Annotated in this window: 21 protein-coding genes; 10 read left to right on the top strand and 11 right to left on the bottom strand. The window is 41.5% G+C overall.

What is annotated here, in order from left to right; translation table 11 throughout:
• Positions 1-30 precede the first annotated feature (30 nt).
• On the bottom strand, positions 31-528 hold the full coding sequence (locus V7L95_RS05195; protein ID WP_017360024.1) for a GNAT family N-acetyltransferase: 498 nt from the start codon (positions 526-528) through the stop codon (positions 31-33).
• Between the two features lie 127 nt (positions 529-655).
• Between V7L95_RS05195 and V7L95_RS05190 the strand changes: the two genes are divergently transcribed.
• Positions 656-1,552 (top strand): M23 family metallopeptidase, encoded by an 897-nt coding sequence (locus tag V7L95_RS05190; RefSeq protein ID WP_035389779.1) that lies wholly within the window; start codon positions 656-658, stop codon positions 1,550-1,552.
• A gap of 86 nt (positions 1,553-1,638) precedes the next feature.
• On the opposite strand, the gene V7L95_RS05185 is transcribed toward V7L95_RS05190, so the two are convergent.
• From V7L95_RS05185 to V7L95_RS05165, 5 genes are all read right to left on the bottom strand, one after another.
• Entirely contained in the window at positions 1,639-1,986 is a 348-nt protein-coding gene (locus V7L95_RS05185) for a P-II family nitrogen regulator (RefSeq protein ID WP_007497589.1), read from the bottom strand.
• A 19-nt stretch (positions 1,987-2,005) separates the two neighbouring features.
• Positions 2,006-3,214 carry an ammonium transporter gene (locus V7L95_RS05180; protein ID WP_008343343.1) on the bottom strand — a complete coding sequence of 403 codons (1,209 nt, stop codon included), beginning with the start codon at positions 3,212-3,214 and terminating at the stop codon, positions 2,006-2,008.
• Positions 3,215-3,407: 193 nt separating this feature from the next.
• Positions 3,408-4,148, bottom strand: coding sequence for an amino acid ABC transporter ATP-binding protein (locus V7L95_RS05175; RefSeq protein ID WP_008343342.1), 741 nt, complete (start codon positions 4,146-4,148; stop codon positions 3,408-3,410).
• 10 nt (positions 4,149-4,158) lie between these two features.
• A complete protein-coding gene (locus tag V7L95_RS05170; RefSeq protein WP_007497584.1) occupies positions 4,159-4,836 on the bottom strand; it encodes an amino acid ABC transporter permease in 678 nt (225 codons plus the stop codon).
• A gap of 41 nt (positions 4,837-4,877) precedes the next feature.
• Positions 4,878-5,765, bottom strand: coding sequence for a transporter substrate-binding domain-containing protein (locus V7L95_RS05165; RefSeq protein WP_340968343.1), 888 nt, complete (start codon positions 5,763-5,765; stop codon positions 4,878-4,880).
• A gap of 176 nt (positions 5,766-5,941) precedes the next feature.
• Between V7L95_RS05165 and V7L95_RS05160 the strand changes: the two genes are divergently transcribed.
• Complete coding sequence (locus V7L95_RS05160) at positions 5,942-7,333, top strand: MFS transporter (RefSeq protein ID WP_046526712.1); 1,392 nt, start codon at positions 5,942-5,944, stop codon at positions 7,331-7,333.
• A gap of 33 nt (positions 7,334-7,366) precedes the next feature.
• On the opposite strand, the gene V7L95_RS05155 is transcribed toward V7L95_RS05160, so the two are convergent.
• The 3 genes from V7L95_RS05155 to V7L95_RS05145 all read right to left on the bottom strand — a co-directional run bounded on the left by V7L95_RS05155 (position 7,367) and on the right by V7L95_RS05145 (position 9,692).
• A complete protein-coding gene (locus V7L95_RS05155; RefSeq protein WP_008343330.1) occupies positions 7,367-7,966 on the bottom strand; it encodes an undecaprenyl-diphosphatase in 600 nt (199 codons plus the stop codon).
• 109 nt (positions 7,967-8,075) lie between these two features.
• Positions 8,076-9,263: an MFS transporter gene (locus V7L95_RS05150; RefSeq protein ID WP_340968340.1), complete on the bottom strand. Its 1,188-nt coding sequence runs from the start codon at positions 9,261-9,263 to the stop codon at positions 8,076-8,078.
• Positions 9,264-9,278: 15 nt separating this feature from the next.
• Positions 9,279-9,692 (bottom strand): MarR family transcriptional regulator, encoded by a 414-nt coding sequence (locus V7L95_RS05145; RefSeq protein ID WP_216099246.1) that lies wholly within the window; start codon positions 9,690-9,692, stop codon positions 9,279-9,281.
• Between the two features lie 347 nt (positions 9,693-10,039).
• Between V7L95_RS05145 and spoIIID the strand changes: the two genes are divergently transcribed.
• The 4 genes from spoIIID (at position 10,040) to V7L95_RS05125 (ending at position 13,328) form a co-directional block, all read left to right on the top strand.
• Positions 10,040-10,318: a sporulation transcriptional regulator SpoIIID gene (gene spoIIID / locus V7L95_RS05140; RefSeq protein ID WP_008343327.1), complete on the top strand. Its 279-nt coding sequence runs from the start codon at positions 10,040-10,042 to the stop codon at positions 10,316-10,318.
• A gap of 185 nt (positions 10,319-10,503) precedes the next feature.
• A complete protein-coding gene (gene mbl, locus V7L95_RS05135; RefSeq protein ID WP_007497573.1) occupies positions 10,504-11,505 on the top strand; it encodes a cell shape-determining protein Mbl in 1,002 nt (333 codons plus the stop codon).
• A 134-nt stretch (positions 11,506-11,639) separates the two neighbouring features.
• Positions 11,640-12,479, top strand: coding sequence for a flagellar hook-basal body protein (locus V7L95_RS05130; protein ID WP_017360018.1), 840 nt, complete (start codon positions 11,640-11,642; stop codon positions 12,477-12,479).
• A gap of 30 nt (positions 12,480-12,509) precedes the next feature.
• Entirely contained in the window at positions 12,510-13,328 is an 819-nt protein-coding gene (locus V7L95_RS05125; RefSeq protein ID WP_007497568.1) for a flagellar hook-basal body protein, read from the top strand.
• 14 nt (positions 13,329-13,342) lie between these two features.
• Here V7L95_RS05125 and V7L95_RS05120 read toward each other — a convergent pair whose 3' ends face one another.
• Complete coding sequence (locus tag V7L95_RS05120; RefSeq protein ID WP_165379176.1) at positions 13,343-14,398, bottom strand: tetratricopeptide repeat protein; 1,056 nt, start codon at positions 14,396-14,398, stop codon at positions 13,343-13,345.
• 219 nt (positions 14,399-14,617) lie between these two features.
• On the opposite strand from V7L95_RS05120, the gene fabZ reads away from it, so the two are divergent.
• Both fabZ and mscL read left to right on the top strand, forming a co-directional pair.
• Positions 14,618-15,052 carry a 3-hydroxyacyl-ACP dehydratase FabZ gene (fabZ, locus tag V7L95_RS05115; protein WP_007497564.1) on the top strand — a complete coding sequence of 145 codons (435 nt, stop codon included), beginning with the start codon at positions 14,618-14,620 and terminating at the stop codon, positions 15,050-15,052.
• Positions 15,053-15,178: 126 nt separating this feature from the next.
• Positions 15,179-15,574 (top strand): large conductance mechanosensitive channel protein MscL, encoded by a 396-nt coding sequence (gene mscL, locus V7L95_RS05110; protein WP_007497563.1) that lies wholly within the window; start codon positions 15,179-15,181, stop codon positions 15,572-15,574.
• Between the two features lie 224 nt (positions 15,575-15,798).
• Here the strand turns inward: mscL and V7L95_RS05105 are convergent, their stop codons facing one another.
• Positions 15,799-16,209, bottom strand: coding sequence for a YwpF-like family protein (locus V7L95_RS05105; protein WP_003215215.1), 411 nt, complete (start codon positions 16,207-16,209; stop codon positions 15,799-15,801).
• A 117-nt stretch (positions 16,210-16,326) separates the two neighbouring features.
• Between V7L95_RS05105 and V7L95_RS05100 the strand changes: the two genes are divergently transcribed.
• On the top strand, positions 16,327-16,683 hold the full coding sequence (locus V7L95_RS05100) for a hypothetical protein (RefSeq protein WP_008343305.1): 357 nt from the start codon (positions 16,327-16,329) through the stop codon (positions 16,681-16,683).
• A gap of 400 nt (positions 16,684-17,083) precedes the next feature.
• Positions 17,084-17,944 carry a Cof-type HAD-IIB family hydrolase gene (locus V7L95_RS05095; protein ID WP_208970838.1) on the top strand — a complete coding sequence of 287 codons (861 nt, stop codon included), beginning with the start codon at positions 17,084-17,086 and terminating at the stop codon, positions 17,942-17,944.
• Positions 17,945-18,037: the final 93 nt, after the last annotated feature.

The raw sequence follows: 18,037 nt of genomic DNA, 5'->3' as shown, positions 1-18,037 counted from the left end.
AAGCGTCTCTTTCTTCAAGAGACGCTCAGTTTATAATTCTTTTCCTAAAATATCTAAGTCGTACCGATTGCCGTCCATTTCTGCGATGCGTGGCAAATGTCCCCAAGTCTCAAATCCGTGCTTCTTAAATAATTTGATGCTGGCTTCGTTGTGGCCGAAAATAAAGGCAAGTAACGTTCGGATGCCTAATGAGGGTGCCAATTCGAGCGCCTCTTGTAAGAACAGTGACCCTAAACCTTTTCCTCGATAGTTTTGGTTCAAGTAAATACTCATTTCAACAGTACCGTTGTATGCAGGTCTGCCGTAAAACGTTTCAAAACTGAGCCAGCCGTAGATATTTCCTTCCTCATCTGTTTTCACATAGAGAGGACGTTTCTCTGAATGATGCAAAAACCACTGACGGCGGTCTTCTACTGTAACAGGTTCTGTATCGGCCGTTACTTCTCTTGAAGCAATCGTTGAATTGTAGATATCGACGATCTCTTTGAGGTCATCTTCTGTTGCCATGCGGTTGAAAGTTTTCACCATATGTACCCCCATCTTTTTTCATTCATCATACATATTATTGATGCGATTGCGCAAAATAAAAAGAAAAATAATTTCGTGTGTATATATTTTTTGAAAAGTGTTCAGAATGTTGCTGAGGTGATGAAAAATGAGAGAGGAAGAAAAGAAACGTACTTCCAAAATCACAAAAGTTCAGCAATTTTTCCGTAAGCGCTGGGTATTCCCTGCTATTTACTTGGTCAGCGCAGCGGTCGTGTTAACAGCCGTTCTTTGGTATCAAGCTGTATCGAAAGATGTGAAAGACCAACTATCTGATGGAAATCAAACAGGACAAGAACAGCGTGATGATGCCGTTGAAGTTGGAAAGCCAATTGAAAATGTTGCTATGCCGGTCCAGAATTCTGAGAATGTTTCTGTCGTGAAAAAGTTCTATGAAGCAGATGCTGATCAAAAAGAAAAAGAAGCAGCACTTGTAAACTATAATAACACCTATACCTTAAGCAAAGGTATTGATCTTGCAGATAAAGATGGCAAAGTGTTTGATGTCACAGCTGCTCTTAGTGGAACAGTCGTTCAGGCGAAAAAAGATCCAGTTCTCGGTCACGTTGTTGAAATTGAACATGAAGATGGATTGTCTACTGTTTATCAATCGTTGTCTCAAGTGAGTGTAAAAGAAGGCGATGAAGTGAAACAGAATGATGTCATCGGTGCTTCTGGTAAGAATCTATATGGTGCTGAAAGCGGCAACCATGTTCACTTTGAAATTCGTATGGAAGGTTTAGCGCTTAATCCACTTAGCTTCATTGATAAGCCTGTTTCTTCCATTGAAAAAGCAGCGCAAGAAGTGACGGAAGAAGCAAAAGAACCTGCTCAGCCAAAAGCTGATGACAAAATGAAGGAACCTGCTGCTGACGATAAGGCAAAAGAGCCGGCTGAAGAAAAATCTGAAGATAAGTCTGATGAGAAGGGGAAATCCTCTGATCAAGAAAAGTCTTCTGATTCCTCTAAAGACCGCAGTCAGTCAGAAGAAACAAAACAATCTTAATGTCATGTCAGATCCTCTGTGTAGATAAATGCACAGAGGTTTTTTTCTGTCTTTAAAAAAACCTCCGCCATATGGCGGAGGGGATGCTATAAGGCGGCAGGTCCTTCTTCACCTGTCCGAATGTTGATTGTATTTTCTATCTCATATATAAAAATCTTCCCATCCCCTGGTTCGCCTGTACGCAGTACTTTCTGTGCTGTTTCCACGACCTGTTCAACAGGTACTTTGCTTAAGACGATTTCAATCTTTAAACGTTCGTACACATTGCTTTCCTTTTTGACGCCACGGTATAGTTCCGTATGTCCCTTTTGTAATCCGCAGCCGTGCACATTGGAAAAGGTAATCGAGGTGACACCAATCTTTCCAAGCTCCACCTTTAATGTTTCAAAATTAGCTGGACGTGTGACAATCTCCACTTTATACATTTTGCTCATAGAGACACCCCTTTTTTCTTTAATCTTGATATGCTTTTTCGCCGTGCATCGTTAAATCAAGACCGACTGATTCTTCTTCTTCAGTTGCGCGGATCTTGAAGAAAATGTTGACGACTTTGATGATCACGTATGTGACAACTGCAACAAAGACGTATGTGGCCACGATGGCGACAACTTGTTTCCAAAGTAAGCTTGGATCGCCGTAAAATAAGCCGTTGGCTCCGCCATCATTGACAGATGTAGTGGCGAAAAGGCCTGTAGCAATGCCTCCCCACGTACCGCCGATTCCGTGGAGACCGAATGCATCCAGTGCATCGTCATAGCCGAACTTGGCTTTGAGTGAATAGACGCCCCAGAAACAAACGATTCCGCCGATGATTCCGATGATGATCGAAGCGAATGGTGTGACAAAGCCTGCGGCAGGTGTAATCGCTACTAGGCCTGCAATGGCTCCAGAGATTGCACCTAGCATCGTTGGTTTTTTGTTGATCATCCATTCGACTAACAGCCAGCCGATGATTCCTGCAGCAGCTGCTGTATTGGTGTTAATAAAGGCATACATGGCGACACTGTCTAATGTGAGGGCACTTCCTACGTTAAACCCAAACCAGCCAAACCAAATCACAGCTCCACCAAGAAGTGTGTAGATCAAGTTATGCGGAGAAGAACTTGCCGCTTCTTTTCGCTTCCCGAGAACAATGGCTACGACTAGACCAGCCACACCGGATGATATGTGGACGACGTTTCCACCGGCGAAGTCAAGTGCTCCCATTTCTCCAATCCAGCCGCCGCCCCATACCCAGTGTGCGACTGGAGCGTATACAAATGTGACCCAAAGGAGTGTAAACACGACCACCGCTGAGTAACGAATACGTTCAGCGAAGGCACCAGAGATAATGGCTGTTGTGAGGACGGCAAAGGTCATTTGGAACATCATGAACAATGAATGTGGAATCGTGTCACTATATGAACCAGGTTCAAAGCCAACGCCTTTTAGTCCAACCCAGTCAAAGCCTCCGATCCATGCATTGCCTGGCGCAAAGGCGAGTGAATACCCAAACACGATCCAGACGATAGAGACAATGGCTAGTGAGGTTAAGCTGTGCATTGTCGTACTTAACACGTTTTTACTTCTCACAAGTCCTCCGTAGAATAAGGCTAAACCCGGTGTCATTAACCACACGAGTAGTGCGCAGAAGAACATAAATACTGTATCACCCATTTGCATGCTGCATTCCCCCGAATCATTCAGAATTAATAGATTTCTTAATTCTTCATTATAGAGAGAAAAGTCATATATAACATATTCATGTAAGTTTATCTAACATGGTTTTTTGGTCATTATCAATATAAATGGATGAAAAGTTCGTAAAAAATGAGAATAAACGTGCATGAATCACGAAAAATAAAGGGCGTTTGACCTATAAAATCGAACTGAGAAACAATTTGGTTCGCTCCTCTTGAGGAGAATCAAATAATTCTGATGGGGTACCTTGTTCGACGATTCGTCCTTCATGCATATAAACAACTCGGTCAGCTACTTCTTTTGCGAAGCCCATTTCATGAGTGACGATGACCATTGTCATGCCTTCTTTGGCAAGACTTTTCATGGTTTGCAGCACTTCGCCTACAAGCTCTGGGTCCAGCGCAGAAGTAGGCTCGTCAAATAACATGACATCGGGCTTCATGGCGAGAGCTCGTGCGATGGCAACGCGCTGTTTTTGACCGCCTGATAGCTTTGAAGGGTACACTTTTGCTTTATCCGCTAGTCCGACTTTCTCTAATAAGACATTGGCTTCAGTTATCGCTTGTGCTTTCTTTGTTTTTTTCACCATGACCGGTGCTTCGATGATGTTTTCAAGCACGGTTTTGTGCGGGAAGAGATTAAAATGCTGAAACACCATGCCTATTTTCTGCCTCATTTCGTTTAATTGATCTCGTTTTGGATGAACGGGACTGCCATCAATGATGATCTGACCGTCATTTTTTATTTCTAAAAAATTCATACAACGGAGCAAGGTGCTTTTCCCAGAGCCGCTTGCACCAATTAAGACGACGACATCATTTTCATATACAGTGAGATCGATATCTTTTAAGACATGCAGCTCTCCAAAGTATTTATTCAGTTTTTCAACACGAATGATCTCTTTTGATTCTGTCATGCTTCTCCTCCTAATGATCACTGACTGAAAGTTTCTTCTCAACGGTTTGCACAGCGAATGTTAACAGCAGGACAAGAACTAAGTAATAGACAGCCACGACAAGTAAGTACGTCATGTTGTCAAAACTGTTGGAACCTTGAGTGGTGGCTATGTTAAAGAGTTCATTGACGCTGATGAAGGCGGCAAGTGATGAATCTTTTAAGCCGATAATAAACTGATTGCCGAGAGGGGGAAGGGCACGCCGCATCGCTTGCGGGAGAATGATACGTCTCATGGTTAGAAATCGCCCCATGCCAAGAGAACGTCCTGCTTCTTTTTGACCTTGATCGATTGATTGAATCGCACCTCTAAATATTTCTGCTATATAGGCACCGTTATGGAAGGCAAGCGCAATAGAGGCTGCCCAAAAGTCGGGTATATTTAATTCTGTAAGCCCAAAATACAGGATAAAAATCTGCACAATGAGTGGTGTCCCGCGTACAAGGAAGATATAGGCATTTGCGATATAACCGAAAACGGCTACGCGGGATATTTTTAGTAAGGCAAAGAAAAGCCCGATGAACATGCCGATGAAAATACTGATGACAGTGAGTTGTAAGGTAAGCAGCATTCCTTCTAAGAAAACGCCTCTAGAATCAATCAGCGTTTGAAAAAAGTGTGATAAGGTAGGCAAAACAATCATCTCCATTTGAAGAAAGTGCGCCTAGAGAAAGGCGCACAATCGTGGTTTTAATCCTGTTTGACGGTAATATCTTCGTCAAAATACTTTTCGCTAATTTGTCTTAATATTCCGTCTTTTTTGAGTGCATCAATCGCATCATTGATCTCTTTCATGAGCTCTTTATTGTCTTTAGAGACAGCGATTGCTTGCTCACTTTGCCCGAGTCTTTCTTGTGCTTCAATTTTAAGTTTTTTCTTCATGGCTTCTGCACCCGTGGCAAAATCAGTGACGACCGCATCGTGTTTGCCGTTGGCTAGTGCTTCTAAAGCGACAACATCACTGTCGTAATATTTTGGTTCCTGCCCGCTATGTTCTTTGGCAATATCCGCATAGGACGAACCTTTAGAGACAGCGATTTCCTTGTCTTTTAAGTCATCTGCACTGTGAATGTCTGCGCCGGGTCTTGTGAAGATTTGCGGACCGGAGTAGTAATACGGTTGAGAAAAAAGGACGTGTTTTTTTCGTTCCTCGTTGATGGTATGACTTGCAACGGCCGCATCAAATTTGCCTGCTTTGACGCCTTCGACGATGCCTGCGAATTTATATTTTTTCTGTACAGGCTCGAGGCCCATCTTGTCGCTAATCGCATTGCCGACATCAATATCAAAGCCGGACATCTGGTTTCCATCCATGTAACTGAATGGATGGAATTCACCTGATGCTGCAAAAATAAATTTCCCATCTTCCAAAATCGGCGACCCTTTCGCTGTAGAATTACGTTTATCTCCGTTCCCATTTGTTTCATTTGAACCGCACGAAGACAGAAGTAATACTGCAACCGAGAAAAGGGCTGGGACCCAAAACCGTCTTTTTTTAATAATAAGCTTCTCCTCCTTTTCAGCCGTTCTCCGTATAAGGAGAAAGTAGGCTTTTAAATATGTGTAGCATCTTACCATTTGTTCCTCATATTCTCAATTTTATATGCGCTTTTCCAACACTTGCCCTTTTTAGAATGTATGTCTTGCTTTTCGGAGAGAGAACTTGAATTGCTAAGGGTAAAAAAGGGAAATGAATCTCATAATAACGAGGAGATAGACAAAGAACGTGTATGTCAAAAGAAGGGGGCGGGTGTATGATCAAATGGAAAGACAACCGGAATGTTTTTTTAACGGCGATTGCTTTTGGCACGATGTTAAATCCACTGAATTCCTCGATGATTTCTTTAGCCTTGCATCAAATTCAGCATGAGTTCGGTTTGTCGTTTACGACGGTATCTTGGCTCATTTCAACCTTTTATTTGGCCAGCGCGGTCACGCAGCCGGTGAGTGGACGAATTGGAGATCATGTGATGAGCCGGAGAACCTTATTTTTATTTGGACTAGTTCTAGTGGCAGTCTCAGCCATTTGTGCGCCGTTTGCCCCGACTTTTGCGGTGCTGATTGTGATCCGGCTTCTTCAGGCGATTGGAAGCAGTGCGATCTATCCTTCAGGTGTTGGACTGATTCGGGATCATGTGAAGGAACGACAAGCTTCTGCTTTAGCGGTATTGTCCATCTTTGCTTCAGCGATGACAGCACTCGGGCCGACACTTGGCGGGTTTTTGATGACGATCGGCAGCTGGCCGGCGATCTTTTTAGTAAATCTGCCATTCATATTGATCAGTTTTTTTCTAGGCTTTTCCTTATTTCCTAAGGAGAAGAAGAAAAAATTGCGTATAGGAGACACTGTCCGAAAGCTTGATTTGCCAGGGATGTTGCTATTTACAGTTTGTATTGTCCTTTTGCTTTCTTTTTTATTATCACTATCTGATGGTATTCAGTATGTACAGGGCATTCTCTGTCTTGTGAGTGCGGGTGCTTTTATATGGTGGGAGCATCAGGTGGATGAGCCATTTATCCAAATTCGGATGTTCAGGCAGGAGAAACGGCTTTCACTTGTGTATGTGCAATTTATCATTTTAAATATTTTCTTCTATTGTCTCTTTTTTGGCTTGCCAAGTTATTTTCAGGATGAATTGGGCTGGCGTGTGGAGATGACGGGTCTCTTTATGCTTTGCATGTCTGGAGTGAGCATTATGGTATCGCCGCTGACTGGCAAGTGGGTAGATCGCGGCGATGAACGGCATCCTGTTTTGGCAAGTGCTGTGCTCATGCTGGCCGGCGCTTCCGCCATGACTTTCTTTTTTATTCCTGCGCCATTCTGGGGGAAAGGACTGGTTCTTGCTTTGCTTGGACTCAGTTACGGGATTGGAAATGTTGCGCTTCAAGCTGCGATGTTAAAAGCGAGCCCTCAACAAATGATTGGCACGACCTCTGGGCTTTTTCAAACATGCAGGTACCTTGGTTCCATTCTGTCATCTGCCGTGCTTGGCATGCTGTTTGGTGAGGAAATTGCAGGTTCTCATTTTGACCAATTAGGCTGGACATTGATCATGATTTCTCTTGTCGGCATTAGCGTCAGCCTTTATTTTTCGAGTATGGTCAGAGGAAAACAAACAATGAAAAAAGCGGCTGGGATAAAGTAGAAGAGAGGTCTTCCATACTTTATCGCAAGCCGCTTAAGAGTTGGACAGGTCTGACCCTTGGTCCTTTTGCTTCCTTCTGAAAATTTTGCCCACAATGTTCTCGTAAAATGTCACGATACGGTCAATTGGAGAGTCAAAGAACTTCCATAATTTATTCATGATAAAGACAACCACAATCGATACGATTAAGCTGCCTAATACATCAAATGGATAATGATGGCCGACCCAGATGCGGGAGAACCCTGTCAGTAATCCAAAAACAAGCAAAATATTGCCGAGTTTTTTATTACGGGATCGAATGGCTAGTGAAAGAGCCAGTGCACCTGTTGTATGGTCACTTGGGAAGGAAGCGTCTGCTGAGTGCGGGATGAGTGTGTCGACTTTGTGCGCCACAAACGGCCGCTCTTCATAATAAAACAGCGTAATGGCAAAATTGACGATGAGTGCCACGATGCCTGTTACACCAGAAAAGAAGACATGCTTCTTAAATTTGTGATTACCTAAAAACCAACAAATCAATAAGACGAGGGCATATACGAGAATGGCCTTTTTCGTAATGAAAATCATGGCCTGATCTAAAAACTCAGAATGATGAGCCATCCCGTGTATGACTTTAAACAATTCGTAATTCAAAACATCACCTATACTTTCGCTTAACGCCAACTATTTTTCAAAAGACCTATCTGTTCATTTGAAATATCCTATATTTTAGCATGTTTTCAGTGAAGTTTAAAACAGTATCCTATTCTGATAGGGAAACCTTTTGTGCTTTTGCTTCTTGCGGTTTTCGTTCGCTCCAATAAAAAACGCCCATGCTGAGTAACACGACAACGCCAGCAATGAGATATACATTTGAAAAATCTGTGAAGCTGACAAGCAGTCCGAAGACAAAGGATCCAGCGGCAATCCCCGTATCATACAAGGTAAAGAAAGTTGCTGTGGCGTAGCCTGTACGGTGTGCTGGTGAGTGCTGTATCGCAAGTGTTTGTAGACATGGCACCAAAGAGCCGTAGCCAAGGCCGATGACAGCGCCGGATAAAAGAAGCATGGTGGCTGTTTGTGTAGCGGTCAGCATCCATAAACCAATCGCAAAGAGAGCAATAGATGGATAGATCACAATATGAGGCCCGACTCGGTCAAACAGTCTGCCTGTAAATGGACGTGATCCAAGCATTGCAGCTGCAAAAACAATGAAGAAATAACTGCTTGCACCCATTAGGTTCAGGGAATTGGCATAGACTGAAATAAATGAAATGATCGGCGAGTAACAGAAGGAGATAATGATTCCAACTGCTGCCGTTTTTAAAGCACCTTTTTCAAACAGGTGACAAAAAGTGAATCGAAAGATGACACTTCCGCCGTTTTCAGGCTCTGGCTGTCTAATCAGCATCGTGAAAGCTGCACCGATGGAGACGATGATCGAAAAGAGCAGAAATAAAGAATGGAATCCTACTTTTCCGACTTGATTCAGTGCGATAAACGGACCGATAACCACAGCGAGGTTCATTGACATGACAAAGTATCCAAGACCCTCTCCTCGTTTATGTTTCGGAATCATATCAGCTGCAATAGCACTTGCTACGGTTGTCAAAATGCTGAAGAAGATTCCTTGCACGAAACGCAGCATGAGAAGTGTTTGGAATTGATCAATTGGAATGTATAAATAAGTGAGCAGGGCAAAAGCTGTTGAAGAAAACATCGCCATGCGTTTCTTGCCGAATTTCTCAATAATGGCCCCTGAAAATGGCCTTGTCACAATTGCTGATAATAAGAAGACCGTCACAAGGAGGCCGCCCTGTGATTCTGTTCCATTTAATTCATCCATTGTGTAAATGGGGAGTAGTGTCAAAAGGGCATAAAAAGAGGTGAATGTAAATAAATTCACCAGGACAATCATGATAAAGTCTTTTGTCCAAATGCGTTCGTTCATGGTGTAAGTCACTTCCTATTCAGTTGATAATTTGTGTAAAAGTGTATGGAGGAGTTGTTTTTCTTCGTAGGTAAAATTTGAAAGACATTCTTCTTCAAATTGTTCCATCGTCTGTTTGATTTTTTGAAACTTTGCTTTTGCATCGTCTGTCATGACGATGAGATTCTCACGTTTGTCTTTTCCTTGGACTCGTTTCACCCAGCCGTTTGCTTCTAGACGCGTCACGGTTCTTGTAATCGTCGGTGCTTCGACGTTCAAATAGGTCCAAATGTCTTTTTGCGTTTTAGGACCGAATGTATCCAAACAAAAAAGTACAGTCCACTGGGACATGTACAAGTCATAAGCAGCAAGCGCTTCGTTCGCTTTTTTAGACAGCAGCCGCGCGCTTTGATGTATTTGATGTAAACACTCTCTGTTTAACGTATCCATAGGCTCACCTTTATTCATTATTTATCTAGGTAAATAAATTCACCTTTCCTATTTTACGTGTTACACCGATGCTTGTAAAGTGAAAATTTTCGCCACTCGAAATGATTTTTTGTTTTGTCTTTTCTGATAAATCCCTTGTCCCATCTTCATTTTTAGCATATTCCCTATGCAATGCTAATACACTGTTACAAACCTGACAAAGAGAGTGTTTGAGGTGAGGGATCGTGTTTGGCATTTACTACCTAATGGATGAGAAATTAAGACGAACAAGCGCCGCTGAAAATGGATAATATTGATACGGATCTCATTTCACACTTCTCACATCCATTTTAGGGAGGTCGAGTGGTGTGCACGATTACATCAAAGAGCGAACAATCAAGATAGGAAAGTATATCGTGGAGACAAAGAAAACCGTTCGTGTAATTGCGAAAGAATTTGGAGTCTCTAAAAGTACTGTACACAAGGATCTAACAGAAAGACTGCCAGAAATTAATCCAGATCTGGCTAACGAAGTGAAGGAGATACTGGATTATCATAAATCAATCCGCCACCTGCGAGGGGGAGAAGCCACAAAGTTAAAGTATAAAAAAGAAGAAATTTTAGAAGGTGAGCCTGTAAAACAGTAAGCTTTAGTTCTTTGTTCATAAACATGATATATATATCTTCCTCTTATCGGTAGTTTCTAACCACAAATTTTGTAAAGACTTTTGTAAAGAAATATCTTTTTTTCTGCAAATTATGATAGAATATATAATTAGGGCAGAATGTGGTATTTGCTATGGAAACAGATTTTCAAGGAGGATATATATAGATGTTTGCTAGGGATATTGGAATTGATCTTGGTACTGCAAATGTACTGATTCATGTCAAAGGAAAAGGAATTGTGTTAAATGAACCATCTGTTGTCGCTCTTGATAAAAACAGCGGGAAAGTATTAGCTGTTGGAGAAGAAGCGAGACGTATGGTTGGACGTACGCCTGGGAATATTGTTGCGATTCGTCCATTAAAAGATGGCGTAATTGCTGATTTTGAAGTAACTGAAGCGATGCTCAAGCATTTTATTAACAAATTGAATGTGAAAGGGCTGTTCTCTAAGCCGCGTATGCTCATCTGCTGCCCGACAAACATTACATCTGTTGAGCAGAAGGCAATCAAAGAAGCTGCTGAAAAAAGCGGCGGGAAGCATGTATTTCTTGAAGAAGAGCCAAAAGTAGCAGCAATTGGTGCTGGTATGGATATTTTTCAGCCAAGTGGAAACATGGTCGTAGATATTGGAGGCGGAACGACAGATATCGCTGTCATCTCGATGGGTGACATTGTAACCGCCTCTTCTATTAAAATGGCTGGAGACAAATTTGATCTGGAAATTCTCAACTACATCAAAAAAGAGTACAAGCTGTTGATCGGTGAGCGAACTGCAGAGGACATTAAGATCCAAGTTGCAACGGTATTCCCAGACGCACGTCACGAAGAGATCTCGATTCGTGGACGAGATATGGTGACAGGATTACCAAGAACGATTACCGTCACAAGCAAAGAAGTAGAAGAAGCATTACGTGAATCTGTATCTGCCATTGTTCAGGCTGCGAAACAAGTTCTTGAAAGAACACCACCTGAATTATCAGCTGATATCATTGACCGCGGCGTCATCATTACTGGTGGCGGAGCGCTTCTAAACGGGCTTGATCAATTGCTTGCAGAAGAGCTGAAAGTACCAGTTTTCGTTGCAGAAAATCCAATGGATTGTGTAGCAGTTGGTACTGGCGTGATGCTTGATAATATGGACAAGCTGCCAAAGCGTAAACTCAGCTAATGATTTCCCTCATTCTTTTTAGAAAGAATGGGGGATTTTTATTAAAGAAGCCTGCCAATATGCCGATATATTTCATAGAAGATTGTGTACTGATGATTTTAGGTCATGTGAAAGAATTTGAATGAGGTGAGCACGTGTTAAAAGGACTATACACCGCAACATCTGCCATGATCGCTCAAGAGCGGCGGACAGAAATGCTTTCAAATAATATCGCAAATGCGAATACTCCAGGCTATAAAGCAGATGAAGGGGCCATGCGCGCATTTCCAGAAATGCTGCTAAGCCGAATGGAATCAGGACGTTTCCAAACATCTTCAGGCAAAGGCTTTAGTATCCCGCAGCAAACGGCGATTGGCGGAATTAATACGGGAACATACATGCAGGAGTTAATTCCTCAATTTACACAAGGAACATTAAAAACAACGGATCAAACAACGGATATCGCATTAGTAGAAAATAATGTACCCATCAACCCAGAGACAAATCAAAAGTCAGCGCTTTTTTATGCTGTGAATACACCAGAAGGCGTTCGTTATACGAAAAGCAGTTCCATTACATTGAATGATCAAAATCAGTTGACGATCAATGGACGTGCCCTTCTTTCCGTGACGGGCCAGCCGATTACCGTTCAAAGTGAGAATTTCAAAGTGAACGCAGATGGAACCGTGAGTGAAAACGGACAAAACCTTGGACAAATTGATGTACGTGTTGCAATGGATACAAGAAACCTTGCGCGTGAAGGAAATGATTTATACCGTACAGCTGATAACCAGCCTCTTCCAAGTGCGGTCAATAACGGTCAAATGTCCTATACATTAAGCCAAGGTGTATCAGAGCTGTCGAACGTTGATGTGACGAAATCATATACAGAAATGACAACAGCCTACCGCGCATTTGAAACAAACCAAAAAGTGGTTCAGGCATATGATAAAAGTTTAGAAAAAGCAGTGAATGAAATCGGAAGAGTGTATTAATGAAGAAATGAAAGAGAGAGGAGGATTCTCATGCTTAGAACGATGATCAATGCAGCTGTGTCGATGAACGAGGTGCAAAAGCAGCTTGATATCATTAGTAATAACATCGCAAACAGTGAAACAACAGGGTATCGTGCGAAAAACACCCGTTTTTCAGAGCTGGTGAGACAACAGTTTAATCAGGTAGATGAAAAAAATGAGCAGGTGGCAAACAGTCGTCTGACACCTGCTGGTTTAAGGCTTGGAACTGGAACGATGGTCAATGCATCCATTAACTCATTGCAAGGGTCTATTAAAGAAACAGGTCGTGACCTTGATGTTGCATTTGGTGCGCCATCTCAGTATTTGCAGGTCAATGCTGGCGGTAACATCCGGTATACAAGAGATGGCTCTCTTTATTTACAGCCAGGAAATAATCGGAATCAAGTCCAGCTGGTGACAAGCGAAGGCCATCCGATTCTTGACGAAAACGGGAATGAGATTGTCTTAAATGCGAATTTTCGTGATATTTCTATCGATAAAAATGGCCGGCTTACAGCTATTTCTCGAGGCAATCAACCGAATCAGCAGGTGAATCTTGGGGTTGTTCAAGTGAATAATTCTTCAGCACTCATCTCTGAAGGAGAAAATTTGTTCTCAGTCGACGGCAACTATCAAGGCGCTTTAACGGCACTGAATGGGGCAAACCGTCAGGCCATTCAACTTCAGCAAGGTGCACTTGAAACGTCGAATGTGGACATGTCTAAAGAATTAACAGACCTCATGACAACACAGCGTTCGTATCAGATGAACTCAAGAACCATTACGATGGGCGATCAGATGCTTGGACTCATTAATACCATTCGATAATGAGCAGGCGGATGTCAGCCTCTCATGATAAAAAAGGCGGCTCGCTCAAAGTCGCCCTTTTTTTTATAAAAATCTGAGACATCTGCAAGCAGATCTTCAAGATCAATCCAGGCTTCTTTTCGTTCAAGACATGTGACGAGTGTAGCAATCTGTTCATCTGCCTTGGGCGTTTGGCTGTAGAGAAGGAATAAAATTTGGAACTTGATTCTTAATAGATCAAATTGGGCATCAACGGCTTCTTTTAGCCCTTTTTGAATATACTTCATTCCTTCATCAGTTAAATTCTCTTTAAAGCAGGAACGCACAGTTTCATAGAGACACGATACATAGGAGTGGGCAGATTTCCGGTATGCTGGGAGCCGAAGCGCTTTTTTAAAGTATTCTAGTGCTTCCTTATGACGATTCTGTCTCGACTTGATAAAACCAGCGTCATAATACACGATACCAAGCAGTTCTTGGTCATCAATCATTTTCACGTATTCGATAATTTCAATAAAAATAGATTCTGCTTCTTCATATTTTTTTTGATCACTAAAGTTAAGTGCGAGCACAATTTTGCACCGATAAATGCTGTGGATATCCCCGTGCTTTGCAAAGATATCCATGGCTTTTTCAACATGTCGAATGGATAACAGTGAATAGCGGTTGTTATAATAAACACCACTTGTACGGAAATGAAACTCCGCTTCCTCTAGCTCATCGTCTAGCAGGGGAAGTTTTTCTTCTGCTTTTTCAAGATAATGAATGGCATCATTTTGATCGCTCTTTAAAGATTCGTATAAACCGAGAAAAAAGTAAAAATAATATTGCAGTTGATCATTCATTTGATCTTTGTGGAGCATGAGTTCATGCTTCAGTTTTTCTAAGTCTTCTGTTTGATTCATCCAGAGCTGGTGCCGAAAAAGTATAAGCTGATAATGTAAATGAAGCTCCTGTTTCTTTGATAATCTACGTTTATATTTGGTTAAGGACGTTTTGATCTCTTCAGCCTTCGAAAAATGTCGATGTTTTAGCATTGTATACCACGAATGGAGAAGTTTTTTAATGGATTTATCGCTTATAAAATTCATTTTTACCCTCTTATTCAATCAATGATGTAATATATATTACCATATTTGTGAAAAAACGATGAGTGTAGAGTGGATTATATTTCATGACAATAGGTAATGATAGATTCTATTTTTTACCATAAATGTTGGCTGGACGTTGAAAAATGATTGCATTCATAATATACTTCAATAGGAATCAAATGAAGATCAGCGATATAGAAAAGAAGGAGAGATCAAGATATGCTTGATGCTCAGCAAATTCAAGACATTATTCCACACCGTTATCCATTTTTATTGGTTGACCGTATTCTAGAAGTTGATGGTGAGAAAAGAGCGGTTGGAATCAAAAATGTCACAGTAAATGAAGAATTTTTTAATGGCCATTTCCCAGGATACCCCGTCATGCCGGGTGTGCTTATTGTAGAAGCGCTTGCTCAAGTTTTTGGGGTCATCATGTTAGGTAAAGAAGAGAACAAAGGGAAAATTGGTTTGTTTGCAGGGATTGACAGCTGCCGATTCAAAAGACAGGTCAAGCCAGGCGATCAGCTACGTTTAGAGGTTGAAGTCACACGTCTTCGCGGTCCAGTTGCCAAAGGAAAAGCAGTTGCAACAGTAGATGGCGAAGTGGCATGTGAAGCAGAACTGACATTTTCTATCGGTCCGAAAGTATCGTAATGTGTCTGACGGTTCATCTTGTATGAACCGTTTTTTATATGGAAACATTCATCCAGATCGGATGAGGACTTGCTTTTTTGACAAAAAAACGTCATATTAGACAAAAAAAGATGAAGGTGATAAACAATGCTGAAAGAATTTAGAGAGTTTGCCGTCAAGGGGAATGTGATTGACCTGGCTGTCGGTGTCATCATCGGGGGAGCATTTGGCAAAATTGTCACTTCTCTTGTGAATGATTTAATTATGCCGCTTGTTGGTATTATTGTCGGGGGGCATGATTTTAGTGGATTGTCTATTAAAATCGGTTCTGCTCAAATTTTGTATGGAAGTTTCATTCAAACAGTGGTCGATTTCTTGATTATCTCCTTTTCCATTTTTATCTTTATTCGTTATTTAAATAAATTAAAACGGAAAAAGGTAGAGGAAGAAGAAGTGGTTGAAACGCCAGATCAAACGGAAGTGTTGTTAACCGAAATTAGAGATCTTTTGAAAAATCAAAGCCAATCGAAAGATGTGCAATAGAAAAAGAGCGGCTCATCCCGCTCTCAGCGTGTAGACAAACCCTCGCATTCTTTGTCAGGGCTGTGCTCCGGTGCTCACGAATATTAAATTCGCTCTGCTCCGGTGCTCGCCCTTCCTCGACTTCAAAGGTTTTCTATCACGCTGAAAAGGAAGACAAAGGGCTAAAATAAAGTTCATTTTAGCCCTTTGTCAACCATCTAAGAGCGGCTCATCCCGCTCTTTTTTTATGTGTTCTGTTTAAAAGCATCCAGCAGTTTTTCTCCTGACAGCCCCTCTTTGACGAGGTCTTTTAATACTTCTTCGGTTTCTGTTCTGTAACGATTTGTGATCATTTTACCGTCGAGTAATACAGATATGTTTTCTTCTAAGGCAACGATGTTTTTGACTTGGACCGATAGATGAACAGGGCGGTTGTTTTCTTTTGTAATCGTCACGAGAATCTTTACTTCTGTATGCTGCTGGAAGAGCACCTCAAACACTTGTCTATGCTTCTTTGGAATCAGTGCCTCGATCATCCAGTGATTTTCGCCATCTTCTTTATTAATGATTAAGCCGTCACGAAGGGGAATGCTGGACATTTTATCTTGCTTTGGATCAAGTTCGATTTTTAAATCAATCAGCCTAAAGGTTTTCATATTTATCACCTCACAAGCGTTCATTATTCGTAAGTATCATTATAGCATACAACATCTGTATAAATGAAACCGCTGCCTACTCAGAACTAGCTGCATATAAGTGAAAGGAGATGTTTTATGGAGTCCTATCAACTTCGAAACATACATATTGGTGAGGAAAAGGAAAGCAATGTGAGGGTCTATACATGGGGAGATATTCTCTCATTTTGTGATGTGTATATGGAAGAAGGGGAGTCCCTCACTTTTCAATACGTGACAGACGATCAAATGGACTGTTTTGAATTTCAGTTGTCAATTCATGATGGAAGGCTTTGTTTTTATTGGTTTGCGTGGGACGGGTCTGACTATATTCACATGCCTTCTAGTAATTGGATTCATTCAGATGTTTTTTATCAATTTATGAAAAATAAGTATTTCGTCAAACAAAATAAGATGATGTTTTATACGCAAGCGGTAAAAAGTAAAAATGATTGAGGAAATAAAGAATTTGAAGAACGATTTTGTCATTTTCGTTTTTTGTCTCTTGTGCTATTTCTCAGTAGACTAGGGTTAGCTGAAAGGAAAGGAGGCCGGTTTTGAATCAAAAGGCAAAGGTCCATCTGACAGCCCCCCTCTAGCTATAGCTGATAGACTTTGCCTTGTACACATATCCACTGCGTAATAGTAGAACCAAGATTTCTTTGTATCAGTCATGTGTCCCCTGTGAATCCCCTTATGCGTATCCGGTCATGTAGCGTGACCGGGTACTCTTATATTCATTGATAAGCCGATCATCCCTTGCAAATAGTGGATACTCATTTCATAATGATGATGGATTTGATAAACGGAAGGTCAACTGAAAATGAAGGCAAAAAAGGAGAGACCGATGACAAACATTCAATTAATCGCAACGGATTTAGACGGAACTTTATTGAACAGTGAGCACAAAGTGAGTCAGGAAAACGAGCAGGCGTTAAAGGAAGCAGCAGCGAGCGGGATTGAGGTTGTCGTTTCAACAGGAAGAGCGTATTTTGATGTGAAATCTATTTTTGATCAGCTTGGGATGAATACGTGGGTCATCAGTGCAAATGGAGCTGTGATTCATGATCCAGAAGGTCAGGTATATCATTCGGCTGTTCTAGAAGAAGAAAAAGCAAAACACATCTTATCATGGCTTGAGGAGCGTGATTATTATTATGAAGTGTTTACGAATGAAGCCATTTACACACCAAACCGCGGCAGAGAGCTTCTGGCGATAGAAATGGACCGCTTAAAGAGTGCAAATCCAGAAACGGATCAGCGTGTTCTTGAGCAAGCGGCTGAAGTTCAATACAGCCAGTCAGGTTTTGCTTATATTGATACATATCAAGAATTGTTTCGTGAGGATCAGAAGCTTTCATTTTATAACATCTTAGGTTTCTCATTTTTTCAAGACAGATTGAAAGCCGGATGGGATGCGTTTGGACATGATTCTGAATTAACATTGGTCAGTTCGGCTGATCATAACTTTGAAATTGGTGCAAAGGAAGCGTCGAAAGGGCAGGCGTTAACCAGGCTGGCGGAAAAGCTCGGTATTCCATTAAGCCAAACAGCGGCTGTAGGAGACAGTTTAAATGATGAATCGATGATTCGGGCAGCTGGGGTTGGAATTGCAATGGGGAATGCGAGAAAGGATATAAAAGAATTAGCTGATCACGTCACGTTAACAAATGATGAACATGGTGTGGCACATATGATTCAACATCTTTTGAAATAATTGAATCGTATGTATTTGTATAAATGACATAGGATGAAGCGCATTCTACAAAAGAGGAATTCAGAACTACTTCTATTTACACCTGCTATGGAA

The sequence above is a fragment of the Bacillus sp. PPSBB_11 genome, assembly GCF_038023285.1.
Lineage (GTDB): Bacteria > Bacillota > Bacilli > Bacillales > Bacillaceae > Bacillus > Bacillus altitudinis.
The sequence above is the reverse complement of the archived record's forward strand: the minus strand, read 5'-3'. Positions and strand labels throughout refer to the sequence as shown.

What these genes read in the sequence shown, in the direction of transcription:
- V7L95_RS05195 (WP_017360024.1), bottom strand. Translation starts at nt 528, where the DNA reads ATGGTGAAAACTTTCAACCGCATGGCAACAGAAGATGACCTCAAAGAG.
- V7L95_RS05190 (WP_035389779.1), top strand. Translation starts at nt 656, where the DNA reads ATGAGAGAGGAAGAAAAGAAACGTACTTCCAAAATCACAAAAGTTCAG.
- V7L95_RS05185 (WP_007497589.1), bottom strand. Translation starts at nt 1,986, where the DNA reads ATGAGCAAAATGTATAAAGTGGAGATTGTCACACGTCCAGCTAATTTT.
- V7L95_RS05180 (WP_008343343.1), bottom strand. Translation starts at nt 3,214, where the DNA reads ATGCAAATGGGTGATACAGTATTTATGTTCTTCTGCGCACTACTCGTG.
- V7L95_RS05175 (WP_008343342.1), bottom strand. Translation starts at nt 4,148, where the DNA reads ATGACAGAATCAAAAGAGATCATTCGTGTTGAAAAACTGAATAAATAC.
- V7L95_RS05170 (WP_007497584.1), bottom strand. Translation starts at nt 4,836, where the DNA reads ATGGAGATGATTGTTTTGCCTACCTTATCACACTTTTTTCAAACGCTG.
- V7L95_RS05165 (WP_340968343.1), bottom strand. Translation starts at nt 5,765, where the DNA reads ATGGTAAGATGCTACACATATTTAAAAGCCTACTTTCTCCTTATACGG.
- V7L95_RS05160 (WP_046526712.1), top strand. Translation starts at nt 5,942, where the DNA reads ATGATCAAATGGAAAGACAACCGGAATGTTTTTTTAACGGCGATTGCT.
- V7L95_RS05150 (WP_340968340.1), bottom strand. Translation starts at nt 9,263, where the DNA reads ATGAACGAACGCATTTGGACAAAAGACTTTATCATGATTGTCCTGGTG.
- V7L95_RS05145 (WP_216099246.1), bottom strand. Translation starts at nt 9,692, where the DNA reads ATGGATACGTTAAACAGAGAGTGTTTACATCAAATACATCAAAGCGCG.
- mbl (WP_007497573.1), top strand. Translation starts at nt 10,504, where the DNA reads ATGTTTGCTAGGGATATTGGAATTGATCTTGGTACTGCAAATGTACTG.
- V7L95_RS05125 (WP_007497568.1), top strand. Translation starts at nt 12,510, where the DNA reads ATGCTTAGAACGATGATCAATGCAGCTGTGTCGATGAACGAGGTGCAA.
- V7L95_RS05120 (WP_165379176.1), bottom strand. Translation starts at nt 14,398, where the DNA reads ATGAATTTTATAAGCGATAAATCCATTAAAAAACTTCTCCATTCGTGG.
- fabZ (WP_007497564.1), top strand. Translation starts at nt 14,618, where the DNA reads ATGCTTGATGCTCAGCAAATTCAAGACATTATTCCACACCGTTATCCA.
- mscL (WP_007497563.1), top strand. Translation starts at nt 15,179, where the DNA reads ATGCTGAAAGAATTTAGAGAGTTTGCCGTCAAGGGGAATGTGATTGAC.
- V7L95_RS05105 (WP_003215215.1), bottom strand. Translation starts at nt 16,209, where the DNA reads ATGAAAACCTTTAGGCTGATTGATTTAAAAATCGAACTTGATCCAAAG.
- V7L95_RS05100 (WP_008343305.1), top strand. Translation starts at nt 16,327, where the DNA reads ATGGAGTCCTATCAACTTCGAAACATACATATTGGTGAGGAAAAGGAA.